14 protein-coding genes are annotated in these 14,796 nt (G+C 72.5%); 8 read left to right on the top strand and 6 right to left on the bottom strand.

Annotated features, from left to right (window positions below; genetic code table 11):
* Nucleotides 1–59: 59 nt before the first annotated feature.
* Both IEY99_RS26080 and IEY99_RS26085 read left to right on the top strand, forming a co-directional pair.
* The gene (locus IEY99_RS26080; RefSeq protein WP_189206706.1) at nucleotides 60–575 is read left to right on the top strand and encodes a hypothetical protein; all 516 of its coding nucleotides are present in this window, start codon (nucleotides 60–62) and stop codon (nucleotides 573–575) included.
* A gap of 54 nt (nucleotides 576–629) precedes the next feature.
* Nucleotides 630–1,196: a nitroreductase family protein gene (locus IEY99_RS26085; RefSeq protein ID WP_189206707.1), complete on the top strand. Its 567-nt coding sequence runs from the start codon at nucleotides 630–632 to the stop codon at nucleotides 1,194–1,196.
* 128 nt (nucleotides 1,197–1,324) lie between these two features.
* Here the strand turns inward: IEY99_RS26085 and IEY99_RS26090 are convergent, their stop codons facing one another.
* From IEY99_RS26090 to IEY99_RS26110, 5 genes are all read right to left on the bottom strand, one after another.
* Nucleotides 1,325–1,876 carry a hypothetical protein gene (locus tag IEY99_RS26090; protein ID WP_229799254.1) on the bottom strand — a complete coding sequence of 184 codons (552 nt, stop codon included), beginning with the start codon at nucleotides 1,874–1,876 and terminating at the stop codon, nucleotides 1,325–1,327.
* 77 nt (nucleotides 1,877–1,953) lie between these two features.
* Nucleotides 1,954–2,607 carry a hypothetical protein gene (locus IEY99_RS26095; protein WP_189206708.1) on the bottom strand — a complete coding sequence of 218 codons (654 nt, stop codon included), beginning with the start codon at nucleotides 2,605–2,607 and terminating at the stop codon, nucleotides 1,954–1,956.
* 264 nt (nucleotides 2,608–2,871) lie between these two features.
* Nucleotides 2,872–4,347: a lactonase family protein gene (locus IEY99_RS26100; RefSeq protein ID WP_189206709.1), complete on the bottom strand. Its 1,476-nt coding sequence runs from the start codon at nucleotides 4,345–4,347 to the stop codon at nucleotides 2,872–2,874.
* A 97-nt stretch (nucleotides 4,348–4,444) separates the two neighbouring features.
* On the bottom strand, nucleotides 4,445–5,134 hold the full coding sequence (locus IEY99_RS26105; RefSeq protein WP_189206710.1) for a GDSL-type esterase/lipase family protein: 690 nt from the start codon (nucleotides 5,132–5,134) through the stop codon (nucleotides 4,445–4,447).
* A 179-nt stretch (nucleotides 5,135–5,313) separates the two neighbouring features.
* On the bottom strand, nucleotides 5,314–6,222 hold the full coding sequence (locus IEY99_RS26110; RefSeq protein WP_229799255.1) for a chitosanase: 909 nt from the start codon (nucleotides 6,220–6,222) through the stop codon (nucleotides 5,314–5,316).
* Between the two features lie 295 nt (nucleotides 6,223–6,517).
* Here IEY99_RS26110 and IEY99_RS26115 point away from each other — a divergent pair, with 295 nt between their 5' ends.
* The 6 genes from IEY99_RS26115 to IEY99_RS26140 all read left to right on the top strand — a co-directional run bounded on the left by IEY99_RS26115 (nucleotide 6,518) and on the right by IEY99_RS26140 (nucleotide 13,149).
* Nucleotides 6,518–7,702 carry an ROK family transcriptional regulator gene (locus tag IEY99_RS26115; protein WP_189206711.1) on the top strand — a complete coding sequence of 395 codons (1,185 nt, stop codon included), beginning with the start codon at nucleotides 6,518–6,520 and terminating at the stop codon, nucleotides 7,700–7,702.
* Nucleotides 7,703–7,774: 72 nt separating this feature from the next.
* Nucleotides 7,775–9,058 (top strand): ABC transporter substrate-binding protein, encoded by a 1,284-nt coding sequence (locus tag IEY99_RS26120; protein WP_229799256.1) that lies wholly within the window; start codon nucleotides 7,775–7,777, stop codon nucleotides 9,056–9,058.
* Nucleotides 9,059–9,060: 2 nt separating this feature from the next.
* Nucleotides 9,061–9,978 carry a carbohydrate ABC transporter permease gene (locus IEY99_RS26125; protein WP_189206713.1) on the top strand — a complete coding sequence of 306 codons (918 nt, stop codon included), beginning with the start codon at nucleotides 9,061–9,063 and terminating at the stop codon, nucleotides 9,976–9,978.
* Nucleotides 9,975–10,865 carry a carbohydrate ABC transporter permease gene (locus tag IEY99_RS26130; protein WP_189206714.1) on the top strand — a complete coding sequence of 297 codons (891 nt, stop codon included), beginning with the start codon at nucleotides 9,975–9,977 and terminating at the stop codon, nucleotides 10,863–10,865. The genes IEY99_RS26125 and IEY99_RS26130 overlap by 4 nt, the downstream gene beginning before the upstream one ends.
* A complete protein-coding gene (locus IEY99_RS26135) occupies nucleotides 10,862–12,118 on the top strand; it encodes a family 4 glycosyl hydrolase (RefSeq protein WP_189206715.1) in 1,257 nt (418 codons plus the stop codon). The genes IEY99_RS26130 and IEY99_RS26135 overlap by 4 nt, the downstream gene beginning before the upstream one ends.
* On the top strand, nucleotides 12,115–13,149 hold the full coding sequence (locus IEY99_RS26140) for an N-acetylglucosamine kinase (RefSeq protein ID WP_189206716.1): 1,035 nt from the start codon (nucleotides 12,115–12,117) through the stop codon (nucleotides 13,147–13,149). The genes IEY99_RS26135 and IEY99_RS26140 overlap by 4 nt, the downstream gene beginning before the upstream one ends.
* Here IEY99_RS26140 and IEY99_RS26145 read toward each other — a convergent pair.
* Nucleotides 13,139–14,347 (bottom strand): MFS transporter, encoded by a 1,209-nt coding sequence (locus IEY99_RS26145; protein ID WP_189206717.1) that lies wholly within the window; start codon nucleotides 14,345–14,347, stop codon nucleotides 13,139–13,141. The two genes, IEY99_RS26140 and IEY99_RS26145, sit on opposite strands and share 11 nt — an antisense overlap.
* Between the last annotated feature and the right edge of the window lie 449 nt (nucleotides 14,348–14,796).

A 14,796-nucleotide genomic window follows, 5' to 3' on the forward strand; every position in this document is an offset into this window, starting at 1 on the left:
TCCGGGTGACGAGTCCGGTCCCGGTGACGCCGGCGCACCCGCCGACGGCTGGCGCGCCGGTGCCCGGACGTCCGGCCGGCGTCGTCGCCGGTGGCTCGCGCCGGCCGCGTTCCTCGCCGTGGCGGGCATCGTCGCCGCCCTCGTCGCGCTGGCGCCACGGTGGGCTGTCCGGAAAGCCGGCGCCGGTACCGGGCGGCGCGGCGGCCGCCGATCCGGCTCCGGGCCGCTGCGAGGCCCGCGCGGGAGTGCGCCACGTCGATGCGCGCCGCGCCGGGCACATCTGGCGTACCGACTACGTCTGCCCGAACAGCCCCGGCGTCGCGCTCTACGACGAGCCCGGCGGGACGCGGAAGATCGCCGTCATGGAGACCGGGCGGAGCTGGTTCACCTGCTGGACCTCGGGGGCCGACGCCCGGGTCTGGTACTACACCCGGGGCGACCGCAGCGAGCCCGGCACCGAGGCCTGGGACGGCTGGGGCTTCGTCGCCGCCGAGCACGTCGCCCTGCCCGCCCACCCGGCGCCCTCGATGCCGGACTGCTGGTTCATGCCCGACGGCCCGCGACGGAGTCCGTGAGCTCCGGCGGCCGCCCCGGCGCTCGGGCCGGACCGCGTGTGCCAGGCTGTGCGGATGCAGGACGACCTGATCGCACCGGGGTTGCATCCGATGCTCGCCGCGCGGTGGAGCCCGACGACGTTCGACCCGGTGCACGAGGTCGACGCCGGCCAGGTCGAGCTGCTCGTGGAGGCGGCGCGGTGGGCCCCGTCCGCCGGGAACTCGCAGCCCTGGGCGTTCGTCGTCGGCCGCCGCGGCGACGAGACGCACCGGCGGCTGGTGCGCCACCTCGCCGCCAGCTCCGGCCGCTGGGCGCCCTCGGCAAGCGTGCTCGTCGCCAACCTGGCCCACCGGTACGTCGAGGACACCGACTGGGAATACTCGGAGTTCGCGCACTACGACCTGGGCCAGGCGGTGGCCCACATGACTCTGCAGGCGCAGGCGCTCGGGTTGTTCGTCCGCCAGTTCCGCGCGTTCGACCGGGACGGCGTGGCCGCTGAGTTCGGCGTTCCCGCCCACTGGGAGGTCACGACCATGTCCGCGATCGGCCGGGTGCCGGCGGGCGCCGGTCCCCTCGACAGCCCGGTTCCCGCGTCGCGCGAACGACGTCCGGTCGGCGAACTGCTCTGGACGCGGGTCTAGCCGTCGCCGGCCGCCGGTTCCGTGGCCGGTGGGCGTGGCGACTCGGCCGGCCGGCCGAACCGCCGCCCTGGGCACCCCTGCACGGTCCGGGAGTCACCACCATCGAAGCGTGTGGCTGTCCTGCCCCGTCAGTCCCAGAACGGCAGAGCGTACGTCGCCGCCTGGCCGATGGCGGTGCCGTCGATCGCGATCGCAGTCCGGGCGAGGCCGAGGTTCCGCCACTCGGCGACGAACTCGAAGGAGGCCGGCGGTGGCAGCGGCGAGAGCCAGAGCCGCTGATGGCCGTGGTAGTGCCGGTCGTCGCCGGAGGACTCGCTGCCGGCCTCGACCAGCATGGGTCGGTGCGGTCTGTCGGAGGAAGGCGCCCCAGCCCGGAAGGGGTGCTCGACGGTCGTGGCCGTCCCGCCGTCCGGGAAGCGGACGCCGAACCTCAGGCCTCCGTCGGCCACCGTGGAGCCGAGGCCGGCTCCACGGTGGCTGTCGACCACGCTGTCCCAGACCGGGTCGTCCAGCGAGTCCCGGCGGACCGCCACGGACAGCGCGAGGATGCATCCCTGAGGAAAGGCAACCGCGTGCTGCAGGGCGATCACCGCGCCCCGGGTACGGGCGACGAACCGCTGGATCGGCACCGGCCGTCCCAGGACGTCCGGGGGTGGCCCCTGCCACGAGGCTGTGTCCATGGAGAGACCCTAGCCTTCAGAGAGGTGCCGACCACGACGGTGGCGAGCCGCCGAGGACGGCCCCGGCCCCGGACGGCTCAGAGCCCGCTGATCGAGACGTCGGGCCGGCCGGAGAAGCAGATCGTGCCGTCGTTGAGGGTCGCGCCCCCGGCGGAGACGTAGTCATGGGTCCAGCCGTACTGGTTCAGGTTGGACCAGGTGCGCGACGCCGAGGTGCCGGAGGTCGGTCCGCTGTGGGATTGATGTGACGTGCCGTTGCGGTCGGTGAGCGTGACGGTCCAGGTCCAGAAGAAGGCCGACGCCGGAAGGTTCCGGTAGCCGCTGGCGATCGAGACCTTGTGAGCGCCGGTCTGCGTGACGCGGATCCACGAGACGCCGCAGTTTCCCCAGACCTCGTTGTAGTCGGTGTTCGCGGCGCTGGCCGTCACGGGACGGTGGGGCGACGCCGCGTCCGCGGGCGCCTGCCGGTGCAGGAGCGGACCCTTCGGCAGCTTCGACGTCGGATCGATCGGAACCGACTGCCGATCGCCGTTCGCATAGGTCACGATCTTGTAGCCGTGGGCCTTGGCGACGTCCGGGTCGAAGCCCGCCACGTACATCCCGACCTGCTTCTCCTGCGGGGTCGGGCTCGGCGCCGCCGGGGAGGCGAGCGCGGCCGAGGTGGCGCTGAGCGTGCCCAGCGTCATCGCGAGCACGGTGAACGCCCTGAACGGTTTCCGGTTCCTGGTCATTGTGATCTTCATCCTCTCTTCCGATCTCTCGGTTGACCCTTGACCGGCCGGGGAGTGGCTCGCCGGCCAAGCGCCACCGATGTTTCTGATGCGGGGTGGGCAGCCACAAGGACAACCGGCTGTCCCGGACGGCTGCGGCACTGTTCGACCTGGTCACGGCCTTGTTCGGGACGTGTTCCGAACGAGGCCGTGCGGAGTGCGAAACCGTTCCAGGGCAGCCGGCGGGGATGATTGCGACACGCCCGCTGCGCCCGGGCGCCGGGGTCAGTGGCTCAGGTTGAGGACGGCGACGCTGCCGTTGGCGGACCCGCCTGCGACGTAGACGTCGCGGCCGTCCGGACTGACCGCGATGCCGGCGGTCCCGGTGGCCCCGCCGAGGCTCATCCCGAGGACCGCGGTGCACCCGGCGGCCGTGGTGAGGGCCACACAGCCACTCGTGCCGGACAGCTGCGTCAGGACACCGGTGCCGTTGTTGTGGCGGAAGACTGCGACGGCGTCGCTGCCCGCGGCGGGCACGAAGGCGAACAGCCCGTCGGGGCTGAAGGCGATGCCGACCGGGTTCGTGACCGCCCTGGCGGTGGTGCACCCGGTCATCGTGCCGCCGTACACGCAGGAGTTCGGGCTGGCCAACTGGGTCAGGAGACCGCTGGTGGCGTTGCGGGTGAAGGCGGCGACGGTGCCGCCGGTGTTGCCCACGCCGTACACGGTGGCGCCGTCGGGTGCGACACCGACGAAGTACGCGCCGGAGAGACCCTTCACGAGGGTGCAGTTCGCGTTGCCGTTGCCGGTGTAGACGCAGCCGTTCGGGCTGGCGGGCTGCATGAGCACGCCCGTGCTCATGTTGCGCTGGAAGATCGCGATGGCGTTGCTCCGGTACGCCGCCACGTACACGGTGGTGCCGTCCGGAGACGTACGCAGGTAGTACGGCTCGTCCATCCCCCGCGCGAGCGTGCAGGTGCCGGCGGTGCTGTTGTTGGTGTAGCAGCCGGAGGCGTCGGCGGGCTGGGTGAGCGCTCCGGTGGTCGCGTTGCGTGCCAAGACGGTCAGCGCGTCGGATCCGTGGCTGGCGACGTACACGTAGGCACCGTCCGGGCTCACGATGACGCCGTCGGGGTTGAGGAACTTCCGGGCGGCTGTGCACCCACCGGGATTGGCGACGGTGTTGTCGTAGAGGCAGCGGGCGGTGCCGCTCAGCGGCGTCAACGCGCCGGTGGTGGCGTTGCGCGAGAAGGCGACGAGCGTCGACGAGCCGAAGGCGACCGCATAGACGTGCCTGCCGTCCGGACTGATGGCCAGGTCGTACACCGACAGCAGGAGCCCCTGCACCGTGGTGCAGCCCGTCACGTCCACGTTGCTGTAGCACCGGTGGGGACTGGCCAACTGAGTCAAGGCGCCGGTGGTGGTGTTGCGGGAGAACGCGGCCACGCCGGAGCTGTCGCCGTTCACCGAGCCGACGTACACGTGCTTGCCGTCGGGGCTCACCACCACGCTCGTGCCGCCCACGATGCCGGTGGCGCCAGTGCAGCCGCTGGTTCCGGTGTCGTTGAGGCATCCCGCGGTCTGGGTGAGACCGAACGTGGAGCGCGCGGGGAAGGTGGAGGCCGGGCCTGTGGTGGTTGCCGTGAACGCGGCGGAGCTGACCGGCATCAGGGCGGTGCCGCCCAGGTAGAGAAGGGTGAGCAGGGCAGCGACGACCCACGCGGGGCGACCGCGCGTTGCGCGGGCATGTCGTCCAGCCATCACCCATCCTCCCCTCGGTACGTCGGCAGCGGACCGCCGTACTCAAGCCTTTCGCCCGACCGGGGCGGCCCGGATCACCGGGCGCGGCTCCGCGTGGCTAGGCCCGGCTCGCTCGTGCGTCTCCGGCGCGCAGGGCCGAGGCGGCCGTGCGGAGCGTCGGGGCCAGCGCGTCGGCGATGAGCGCGTAGCCGGCGCTGGAGGGGTGGAACCGGTCGGCGCTGAACAGCGCCGGGTCCGCGGCGAACGCGGCGGACGCGGCCGCGCCGATGTCGGCGATCCGGGCGCCGGCGGCCGTCGCCGCGCGGGTCTGGTGCTGCTGGAGCAGCGTGCTGCCGGTACGGACGAGCATCCGCATCTGCGGGGGTACCCACGGCACGACGCTGAGGTCCGGCGCGGGGACCACCACCACCTCGGCGCCGGCGGTCGTGAGGGTCCGGACGGCGTCGCCGAGGAGCGTGGCGGCGTGCTGTGCGGGGACGAGGTGGGTGAGGTCGTTGGCGCCGATGATGATCAGCGCGAGGTCCGGCGCCCATGCCGCGGCCCGGTGCGCCTGGGCGGCCAGGCCCCGGCTGTCGGCCCCGGGCACGGCGAACACGCGGGCCTCGGTGGGAGTGCCGGAGGCGGTCAGGTCAGCGGCCAGGCGCTCGCCGATCGTGTCGGCGGGACGCAACGCGCCCTGCCCGTACGCGATGGAGTCGCCGAGGACGGCGAAGGCAAGTGTCACAGCGATCGACAACGCCGGCGACGCCGCCCGCCTTCCGGCGCCGCCGTGTGGCGTCGCTGACATCGTCGCTGCTCACCGGGGCCGTGCGGAGCGCAGGCGGGCACGTCTGTCGGGGCCCGTGGGGCGAAGCCGAACCAGAGGGACTCGGGGGGCCTCCGGGGCGCCGGGTCGGTGCGGCCGCGCCGCGACCCGCAGACGGACTGGCGGGTCCACGGCGCGGCCGAGGTTGGCGACGGAGTGGGTCAGTCGATCCGGTAGTGGTCGCCGTAGATCGAGAACTCCAGCGGGGTGTTCAGGTCGAAGTTGCGGTTGCGCAGGAACACCCGCTGGGCCGTGTCCACCCGTGAGGTGTCCGAGTGGGCCTCCTCCTTCTTCATCTCGATCACCCGCTCGTCCAGGAAGGCGTTGAGCCAGGTGGTCTCGCTGCCGCCCTGGGACGGCGGCTTGGCCCGGTGCAGCGCACGGCTGCGGATCGCGCGCATGCCCTCGTAGCCGTGCATGACGGCCGCGTCGTAGTACGCGAACTGGCCCAGCGCCCGGACCTTGTCCGACTTGCCGTCGCGGACGGAGGGGTTGAAGTAGACCCGGTCCCGCTCGGCCTCCTGCGCGTCCCGGAAGGCCGGGTCGCCCGCGGCGGTCCGCCAGTCGCGGGGGAAGTGCGGGTCGAGGCCGGCGTGCGAGTCGGTGCCGTTGACGCGGCGCAGCGCGGGCAGGTATTTCGCCAGCACGTTGCCCGGCTCGTCGTCGGTGTACCGCTCGACCAGCTCCAGCATGTCGCCGGTGCCGGAGCAGAAGCCGATGATCCCGGCCGTGTAGCCGCGCCCGTCGTCGATGTCCTCGATGTAGGAGAACTGGTCCCGCCAGTCGAGCGACGAGTTCTCGGCGGCGGACACGATCTGCATGGCGATCTCCTTCTTCGCCGGGTTGTCGAGGTTGACCCCGGCGACGGCCGCCGGGTTGCCGACGGAGGCCCCGGCGACGGCCGCCGGGTTGCCGGGGTCGGCCCCGGCGACGGCCACCGGGTTCTCCAGGCTCGTCGCGGCGCCGGCCGGTGGGAGGCCGTAGGCGATTCCCGCGACGGGCAGCAGCAGGCCGCCCAGGGCGTACGCGAGGGTCCGCCGGCGGTTGCGGGGGGTGGAGGGGACGGTCATGGCGCTCCTCGGGTGGGGGATGGAGGGATCTGCGCACAGGGGTATCCATCGGCGACGGTCTTTCTGTCCACCGTCGTCGTGGCGATGAGTGGTCACGCTAGGTCAGTTAAAGTGATTTATCAATACCCGTCGATAAGTCCGATATGCAGGGATGGCTGGCGGTTTGAAGGGCCCCGGCGGCCGCCCGAGCGCGCGATCCTTCACGTGCCGTGACGAAGGTCTTGACAGCGCATCGACGGCGGTCCTACGGTCGGATCAATTGTTAGTTTGTTTGCCAATCATCCGAGGGGGCGCCGTGCCGAGGCTGGCGGGCTCGTCCAAGCTGCTGCGCGCGATGAACGAGAGCGCGGCGCTCGCCCACCTGCTCGAGCTCGGCCGGCTCACCCGGGCCGACCTGCGCCGGCTCACCGCGCTCTCCACCCCGACCATCTCGGAGGTGCTGCGCCGGCTCACCGACGCCGGCCTGGTCACCGTGGTCGGCCACCACAGCGGCAAGCCCGGGCCTAACGCCGAGATCTACTCGGCCGACCCGGACGCCGCCTACGCCGCGGCGGTGTCCGTCCGCGACGTCGGCAGCACCGGAGCCCCCGCCGTGGTCGCCGCCCTGTGCGACCTGAGCGGCGAGGTCCGGGCCCGCGCCGAGTCCCGGGTGGACTTCCTGGAAACCGAGCCGAAGGCCGCGCTGGTCGACGTGGTCGCGGACCTGCGGCGCCGGGCCGGCGTGCCGGCCGAGCGCCTGCGCCACGTGCAGCTCGGCGTGGCCGGCTCGTACGACGGCGCGACCCGGACGATCCGGCACGTCGACGTCCCCGGCTTCGGCCGCCCCGGCCTGGTACCGGAGATCGCCACGGCCCTCGGCACCGGCGTCGGCGTGGACAACGACGTCAACCTCGCCGCCGTGGCCGAGCGCCGCCGCGGGGTGGGCCGCGACGCCGACGGCTTCGCCCTGCTCTGGCTCGGCGAGGAGGGCCTCGGCCTCGCCATCGACATCGGTGGCACGCTGCTGCGCGGCGCGCGCGGTGGCGCCGGCGAGATCGGGTACATGCCGCTGTACGCGCCCGACTCCACCCATCGCAAGGTCGACCTGCAGGACCTGGTCGGCGGCGCGGCCGTCCTCGACCTGGCCCGGGACCACGGCGTGGCCGGGCGTACCCCGCTCGAGGTCGTCGCCACCGCGGCGGCCGGCCCGGAGGCCGGCGAGTTCCTGGTCCGGTTCGCCGACCGGATCGCGGTCGGCCTGGCCGCGGTGATCGCCGTGCTCGACCCGCCGCTCGTCGTCCTCGCCGGCCCGATCGCCCAGGCCGGCGGGCCGGCCCTGCTCACCACGGTCACCGGCGCGGTCGGCCGCGCGGCGCCGCTGGAGAGCACCATCGCCGTCACGTCCATCTCCGACGACGCGGTCCTGCTCGGCGCCCTCGACGCCGGCCTGACCGCCGTCCGCGAGGCGCTGATCGCCTCCATCCGCGACCACCAGGCCTGACGCCCGCCGGCACCACCCCCCGAGAGGACCCCCGACATGGACAAACGGATACCTGCTGCGCAAAAAGCGGTCGTGGCCGCGGCCCTGTTGCTCACCGCCGCCTGCACTCCGGTCGCCAAGGAACACAAGATCGCCGACGCCGGCGCCGAGGTCTCCGGGACCGTCGAGCTGTGGCACTTCTTCACCGAGCGCGAGGCCGCCGCGATCGACGCCGTGGTCAAGGAGTTCACGGCCACCCACCCGAAGATCAAGGTCACCGTGAAGGCGGGCCAGGACGACTCGAAGATGACCCAGGCGATCGGCGCCGGCAACGGCCCCGACATCGGGCTCTCCTACTCCACCGACATCGTCGGCAAGTTCTGCTCGTCCGGCGCGTGGGTCGACCTGTCGCCGTACGTCAAGCGGGACAACGTGGACCTGAACCAGCTCAACGCCACCACCCGCCAGTACACCGAGTTCGCCGGCAAGCGGTGCGCGATGCCGTTCCTGGCCGACGCGTACGGGATGTTCTACAACAAGGACCTGTTCGCCAAGGCCGGCATCGCCGGACCGCCGAAGACCCTCGAGGAGCTCACCGACGCCGCCAAGAAGCTGACCGTGAAGAATCCGGACGGCTCGCTGAAGACGGTCGGCTTCCTCCCGCTCTTCGACTTCTACGAGAACGCGGCCGCGCACCTCGCCCCGGCCGTCGGGGCGACGTGGCTGACCGCCGACGGCAGGTCGGCGGTGGCCGGCGACCCGGCCTGGAAGACGCTGCTCACCTGGCAGAAGGACCTGGTCGACTGGTACGGCTACGACAACCTGCAGAAGTTCCGGGCCGGCCTGGGCGACGAGTTCAGCGCGGACAACGCGTTCCAGAAGGGCCAGGTGGCGATCAACATCGACGCCGAGTACCGGCTCGCGTTCGTCAGGGACCAGGCGCCCGGCCTTCGGTACGGCGTCGCGCCCATCCCCACCACCGACCCGGCCCGGTACGGCGCCGGCTACGTCACCGGCAACATCGTCGGCATCTCGAAGAACGCCCGGAACCCGGAGGCGGCCTGGGAGCTGATCAAGTTTCTGACCACCGACGACAAGACCATCGTGAAGCTGTCCAACGCGCTGAAGAACATCCCGACCACGGCCGGGGCGACCCGTGACCCGGGGCTGCAGGTGGAGCCCGAGTTCCGGACCTTCATGGACATCTTCGCCCACCCGCAGTCGTCCACCTCGCCCCCGGCGGCGTCCGGCCCGGCGTACCAGGACACCTTCGCCACCTTCGCCACCGCCTGGCAGGCCGGCAAGGTCGCCGATCTCGGCGCGGGCCTCGCCGAGGCCGACAAGCAGATCAACAGCGTGATGAACCTGGGCGGCTGAGGATGCGGCTCCGGCGCAACCTGACCGCCCTGTCCTTCCTGGCGCCCGCGCTGGCCGGCATCGTGGTGTTCTTCCTGTACCCGCTGATCAGCGCCGCCTGGTTCTCGTTCACCAAGTTCGACCTGCTCACCGCGCCGCGGTGGGCCGGTCTGGCGAACTACCGGCGGATGGCCGACGACCCGTACCTGTGGCAGTCCATCCGGAACACCCTCTGGATGGTCGCCGTCTTCGTCCCGGTCCGCATCGTCGCCGCGATCGGCCTGTCGATGCTGCTCAGCCGGCTCCGGCGGGGCGCCGGCCTCTTCCGGACGATCTTCTACCTGCCGGCGCTGGCCCCGCCGGTCGCGGCCACCATCGCGTTCGTCTACCTGCTGAAGCCGGGTACCGGGCCGGTCAACACCTTCCTGGCCCAGCTCGGCATCGAGGGCCCGCTCTGGTTCAACTCGCCGGACTGGTCGAAGCCGTCGCTGGTGCTGCTCGGCCTGTGGGGCATCGGCGACCTGATGATCATCTTCCTGGCCGCGGTGCTCGGCGTGCCGGCCAGCCTCTACGAGGCGGCCGACCTGGACGGCGCCAACGCCTGGCACCGGTTCCGCTACGTCACGCTGCCGGCCATCCGCCCGGTGATCCTCTTCGCCGCCGTCACCGGCGTCATCTTCACCCTGCAGTACTTCGACCAGGCCGCGGTCGCCGGGTCGATCGCCAGCGGGCAGGCCGTGACGGGCGGCGGCATCTCCTCGTCCTTCGGCTTCCCCGAGGGCTCCACCTTCACCTATCCGCTCTGGCTCTACACGGTCGGCTTCCGGTACCACGCGCTCGGCTACGCCAACGCGATGGCCATCGCCCTGTTCGTCGTGGCGTTCGCGGTCACGGTCGTCCTGCTGCGTCGTTCCAGGGCCTTCTCCGGGGAGGACCAATGACAGCCCTCGCGGCTCCGCCGGTGGCACCCGCCGCGCCGGTCCCGGTGACCGGACGCCGGGTGAGGCGGCAGCGCCGGCTCGCCTGGATCGCCCGGCACAGCATCGCGATCGCGCTCGCGATCATGTTCCTGACCCCGGTGGGTTACCTGGTGCTGCTCTCCGTGATGACCAGCGAGCAGGCGCTGACCAGTGACTACTGGCCGAACAGCTGGCACTTCGAGAACTACGCCCGGGTCTTCGAGGTCACTCCGCTGCCGCGGTACCTGCTCAACACCGTGATCTACGCGGCGGCGGCGACCGTACTGATGCTGCTGTCCAGCGTGCCGGCGGCGTACGCCCTGGCCAAGCTGCGGTTCCGCGGCCGCAACGCGATGTTCCTCGCGGTCGTCTGCGTGATGATGCTGCCGCCGCAAGTGGTCACCGTCCCGCTCTATCTCATGTGGGCCCGGTACGGCCTCACCGGCTCGCTGGCGCCGCTGATCGTTCCCATGCTCTTCGGCGACGCGTTCTGCATCTTCCTCCTGCGGCAGTTCCTGCTCACCATCCCGTCCGAGTACCTGGACGCGGCCCGGGTGGACGGCTGCGGCGAGTGGCGCACCCTGCTACGGGTCGTGCTGCCGATGGCCCGGCCGGGCATCGCGGCGGCCGCGCTGTTCCAGTTCTTCTACGCCTGGAACGACTACTACGGTCCACTGCTCTACACGAGCGAGAACGAGAGCTCCTGGACGCTGTCCCTGGGGCTCGCCTCGTTCCGCGGTGTCCATCACGTCGACTGGAACCTGGTCACGGCCGCCACGGTGCTGGCCATGGTGCCGATCGTCGTCGTGTTCTTCCTCGCCCAGAAGGCATTCGTCCAGGGCGTCACACTCACGGGGGTCAAGGGGTGAAGATCGCTGTCGTCGGCGGTGGCTCGACGTACACGCCGGAGCTGGTGGACGGGTTCGCCCGGCTCGGTGCGACGGTGTCCGAACTGGTCCTGATCGATCCGGCGGCCGACCGGCTGGAGGTCGTCGGCCGGTTCGCCGCCCGCATCTTCGCCCACCACGGCCACCCGGGCAGGGTCAGCTGGACCACCGACCTGGAGGCCGGCGCGACCGACGCCGACGCGGCCGTCGTCCAGCTGCGGGTGGGCGGGCAGGCCGCGCGGATCAGCGACGAGACGTTCCCGCTGGAGTGCGGATGCGTGGGCCAGGAGACCACCGGTGCGGGCGGGCTCGCCAAGGCCCTGCGGACGGTGCCGGTGGTGCTGGACGTGGCCGCCCGGATCCGGGCCCGGGCCCGGCCGGGCGCCTGGATCGTCGACTTCACCAACCCGGTCGGCATCGTGACCCGGGCGCTGCTCGACGAGGGGCACCGGGCGGTCGGGCTGTGCAACGTGGCGATCGGCTTCCAGCGCCGGTTCGCCCGCATGCTCGGCGTCGACCCGGCCGCGGTGGTCCTCGACCACGTCGGCCTCAACCATCTGACGTGGGAACGCGCCGCGTACGTCGACGGCGTGGACCGGCTCCCCGGCCTGCTCGCGGCGCACGTCGAGGAGCTGGCCGCGGAGGTCGGCCTGCCGACCGGGGTGCTGACCGCGCTCGGCTGCGTGCCGTCGTACTACCTCGGCTACTTCTACGCCCACGACCGGCACGTCGAGCAGGCCCGTGGCGCGCAGACCCGCGGAGAACGGGTCGCCGAGATCGAGGCGGCCCTGCTGGAGCAGTACCGGGACCCCGCGCTGCGCGAGAAGCCCGCCCTGCTGGGCGAGCGGGGCGGCGCGTTCTACTCGGAGGCGGCGGTGGGCCTGATCGCCGCCCTGCACGGCCTCGACCCGGACGGCGTCCACTCGGTCAACCTGCGCAACGAGGGCATCCTGCCGTTCCTGCCGGACCATGCGGTCGTCGAGGTCTCGGCCCGGGCCGGCGCCGACGGGCCGGTGCCGTTGCCGGTCGCCCCGCTGCCGCCGGACCTGGCCGGACTGATCGGCCACGTGGCGGCGTACGAGGAACTCGCCCTCGACGCGGCCGTGCGCGGGGGCCGGTCCCGGGTGTACCGGGCGCTGCTCGCCCACCCCCTCGTCGCCCAGCACGAGCGGGCCGAGGCGCTCACCGACCGGCTGCTCGCGGCGGGCGCCCGGCACCTGGCCTGGGCCCGATGACGGCGTACTACCTGGCCGTGGACGGCGGCAACTCCAAGACCGACGTGCTCCTGGGCAGCGGGGACGGCGAGATCCTGGGGTTCGTCCGGGGCCCGGCCACCTCGCCGCACACCCTCGGCCTCGACGGCGCGGTGGACCTGCTGGCGGAGCTGGTCCGTACGGTGCGTGCCGAGGCGGGCGTCGCGCCGGCCGCCGTGATCGACCTGGCCGCCGTCTATCTGGCGGGCGCCGACCTGCCCGTCGAGGTGTTCCGGCTGCGGCAGGCGATCTCGGCCCGGCGGTGGACCCGGCAGACCGTCGTGGACAACGACACCTTCGCGCTGCTGCGCGCGGGCACGTCGCGGCCGGACGCGGTCGCCGTGGTCTGCGGGGCGGGGAGCAACTGCGTGGGACGGGCGGCGGACGGCCGCGCGGCCCGGTTCGTGGCCCTGGGCCCGATTTCGGGCGACTGGGGCGGTGGCCACGACCTGGCGGCCCACACGCTGCGCCTGGCCGCCCGGGGCGAGGACGGCCGGGGCGTGCCGACCGCCCTGTCCGCGGCGGTCGCCCGGTACTTCGGCCGGGCCACCGTGGAGGAGGTGAGCATCGCGCTGCACCTGGGCGAGCTGGCGGCGGTCCGGGTCCGGGAGCTGACGCCGCTGCTGTTCGAGGTCGCGGCGACGGGCGACCCGGTGGCGACCGGGCTGGTCCGCCGCCAGGCGCACGAGGTCGTGGTGCAGCACCGGGTGGCCGCGGCCCGGCTGGGGCTGCTGGACGCGCCGCACGCCCTCGTCCTGGGCGGCGGGGTCCTGCGGGCGCGGCATCCGGTGCTGCACCGGCGGGTGCTGGCCGGCGTACGGCGCCAGGCCCCGCGGGTGGAGGTCAGCGTGCCCGACTCGCCCCCGGCGCTCGGCGCGGCGCTGCTGGCCCTGGACGCGCTGGGCGCGACGTCGGCCGCGGCGGCCCGGCTGCGGGCGGCGATGCGCACCGCCGTCCCCGGCGGCATGGTCGCGCCGGCACCGGTCGCCGTGCCGTCCGCGCCTACCGGGTGACGGCTGGGGCGGGTTCCGGGGCGAGGGCCACCTGGCTGCGGCGCGCGGCCGGGATGATCAGCGCGGACGCGACCAGCGCGGCGGCGGCGACGCCCAGCCAGCCCCAGAGGCCGAAGGTCATCACCAGTCCGGACAGCACGGCCGGGCCGACGACGTTCTGGGTGATCACGTGCAGGTCGAAGGCGCCCAGGTATTCACCCTGCGCGTGCTCGGGAGCGAGCCCGAACGCGAGACCCCAGCCCGACGCGGCCTGCATCACCTCCGCCGTGGACAGGATCAGTACGGCGCCGACGATCGCGACGCAGGCCAGCACCTTGTCGTCGCCGAGCGCGGTCAGCGCGATGACGAGGCAGCCGCCGGCCAGCCAGTAGCCCGAGCGCCGGGCGAGCCGGCCGGCGCCTTCCACGGTGTCCGCGCCCCGGCTGGCCCGCACCTGGAACAGGATGACGAACACGGTGTTGAAGACGAGCAGCAGCGGGATCAGGAAGTGCGGCAGCGACGTGTGGTTGAGCGCCCACAGCGGCATCGTGACCAGGATGACGGTGACGTGCGAGGCCAGCACCGAGGAGATCGCGATGACGGCGAGGAACCGCGGGTCGCGGACCGCGGCGAAGCGCTTGAAGCCCACCGGGACCGGACGCGCCGGCACGTCGGGCAGCCGGGTCACCAGCACCGCGGCGCCGGCCATCAGGGCGGCGGTGGTGAGCGGGATCAGCACGAGCAGCCGCTGGCTGAGCGCGGCGACGGCGGCCACGCCGATGCCGATGCTGAAGCCGATGTTGAACACCGACCGCATCATGGCCTTGAGCTTGACCCGTTCCTCCGCGGGCACGAGGGTGCCGACGACGGCCCCGTTGGCCGGGCCGGTGCCGTACTCGAGGAAGCCGACGGCGACCACCAGGGCGAAGAACTGGGGCGCGGTGCCCACCACGGCGTAGAGGCCGAAGCCCACCGCCAGCGCCGCGAACAGCATGACGAGCAGCCTGCGCGCGCCCACCCGGTCGGCGATCACGCCGAAGACGACGGAGGACAGGAAGGCGGAGAGGCCCGCGGCGGACAGCCCGAGGCCGACCTGCCGGGCGTCGAGTCCGACGCGGAGCGTGAAGTAGACGACGCTGCCGCTGAGGAACACTCCCTTGCCGATCGACTCGGCGAGCCGAATCGCGATCAATTTCCTGCGCAGCGGATCGGCCGGCACCAAACGGGTGGATAGGTCTATCAATCGCGACAAGGGCATATTTGCACGTCCTGGTGTGATGGGCGGTCGGGGCCAATTCTCGCGTCCGCGGCGCCGGGTACGACAGGGGCGTCGCGCGGCGCCCAGCCAGGACGACTTCCCGGGTCGCCCGGGAGCGGGCACCGTGGACATCCGGCGGACCCTGTGGTATTCCCAGGTCAGCCACCTGCCGTGCGCCTTTGCGTAAGCGGCCGTTCACGCTATTGATCCGCTGTGGACCTGTCGTCTAACCTGCCGAGCGAAGCGTTTCGTCCGAACTCCCATTGACCAGTCGGAATGCGTCAGAAGGTTGACGCGTCGTTTGTCCGCCCGCGTTTCTGTGCTGTTCTGGCGACCATCATGAGAAGTTCACGCCGATGGAGATCGGCAGGTCCGCGGTGCCTGGCGCAGAGCGAGGACCGCGGCCGTGA

The organism is Couchioplanes azureus (assembly GCF_014648355.1).
Lineage (GTDB): Bacteria > Actinomycetota > Actinomycetes > Mycobacteriales > Micromonosporaceae > Actinoplanes > Actinoplanes azureus.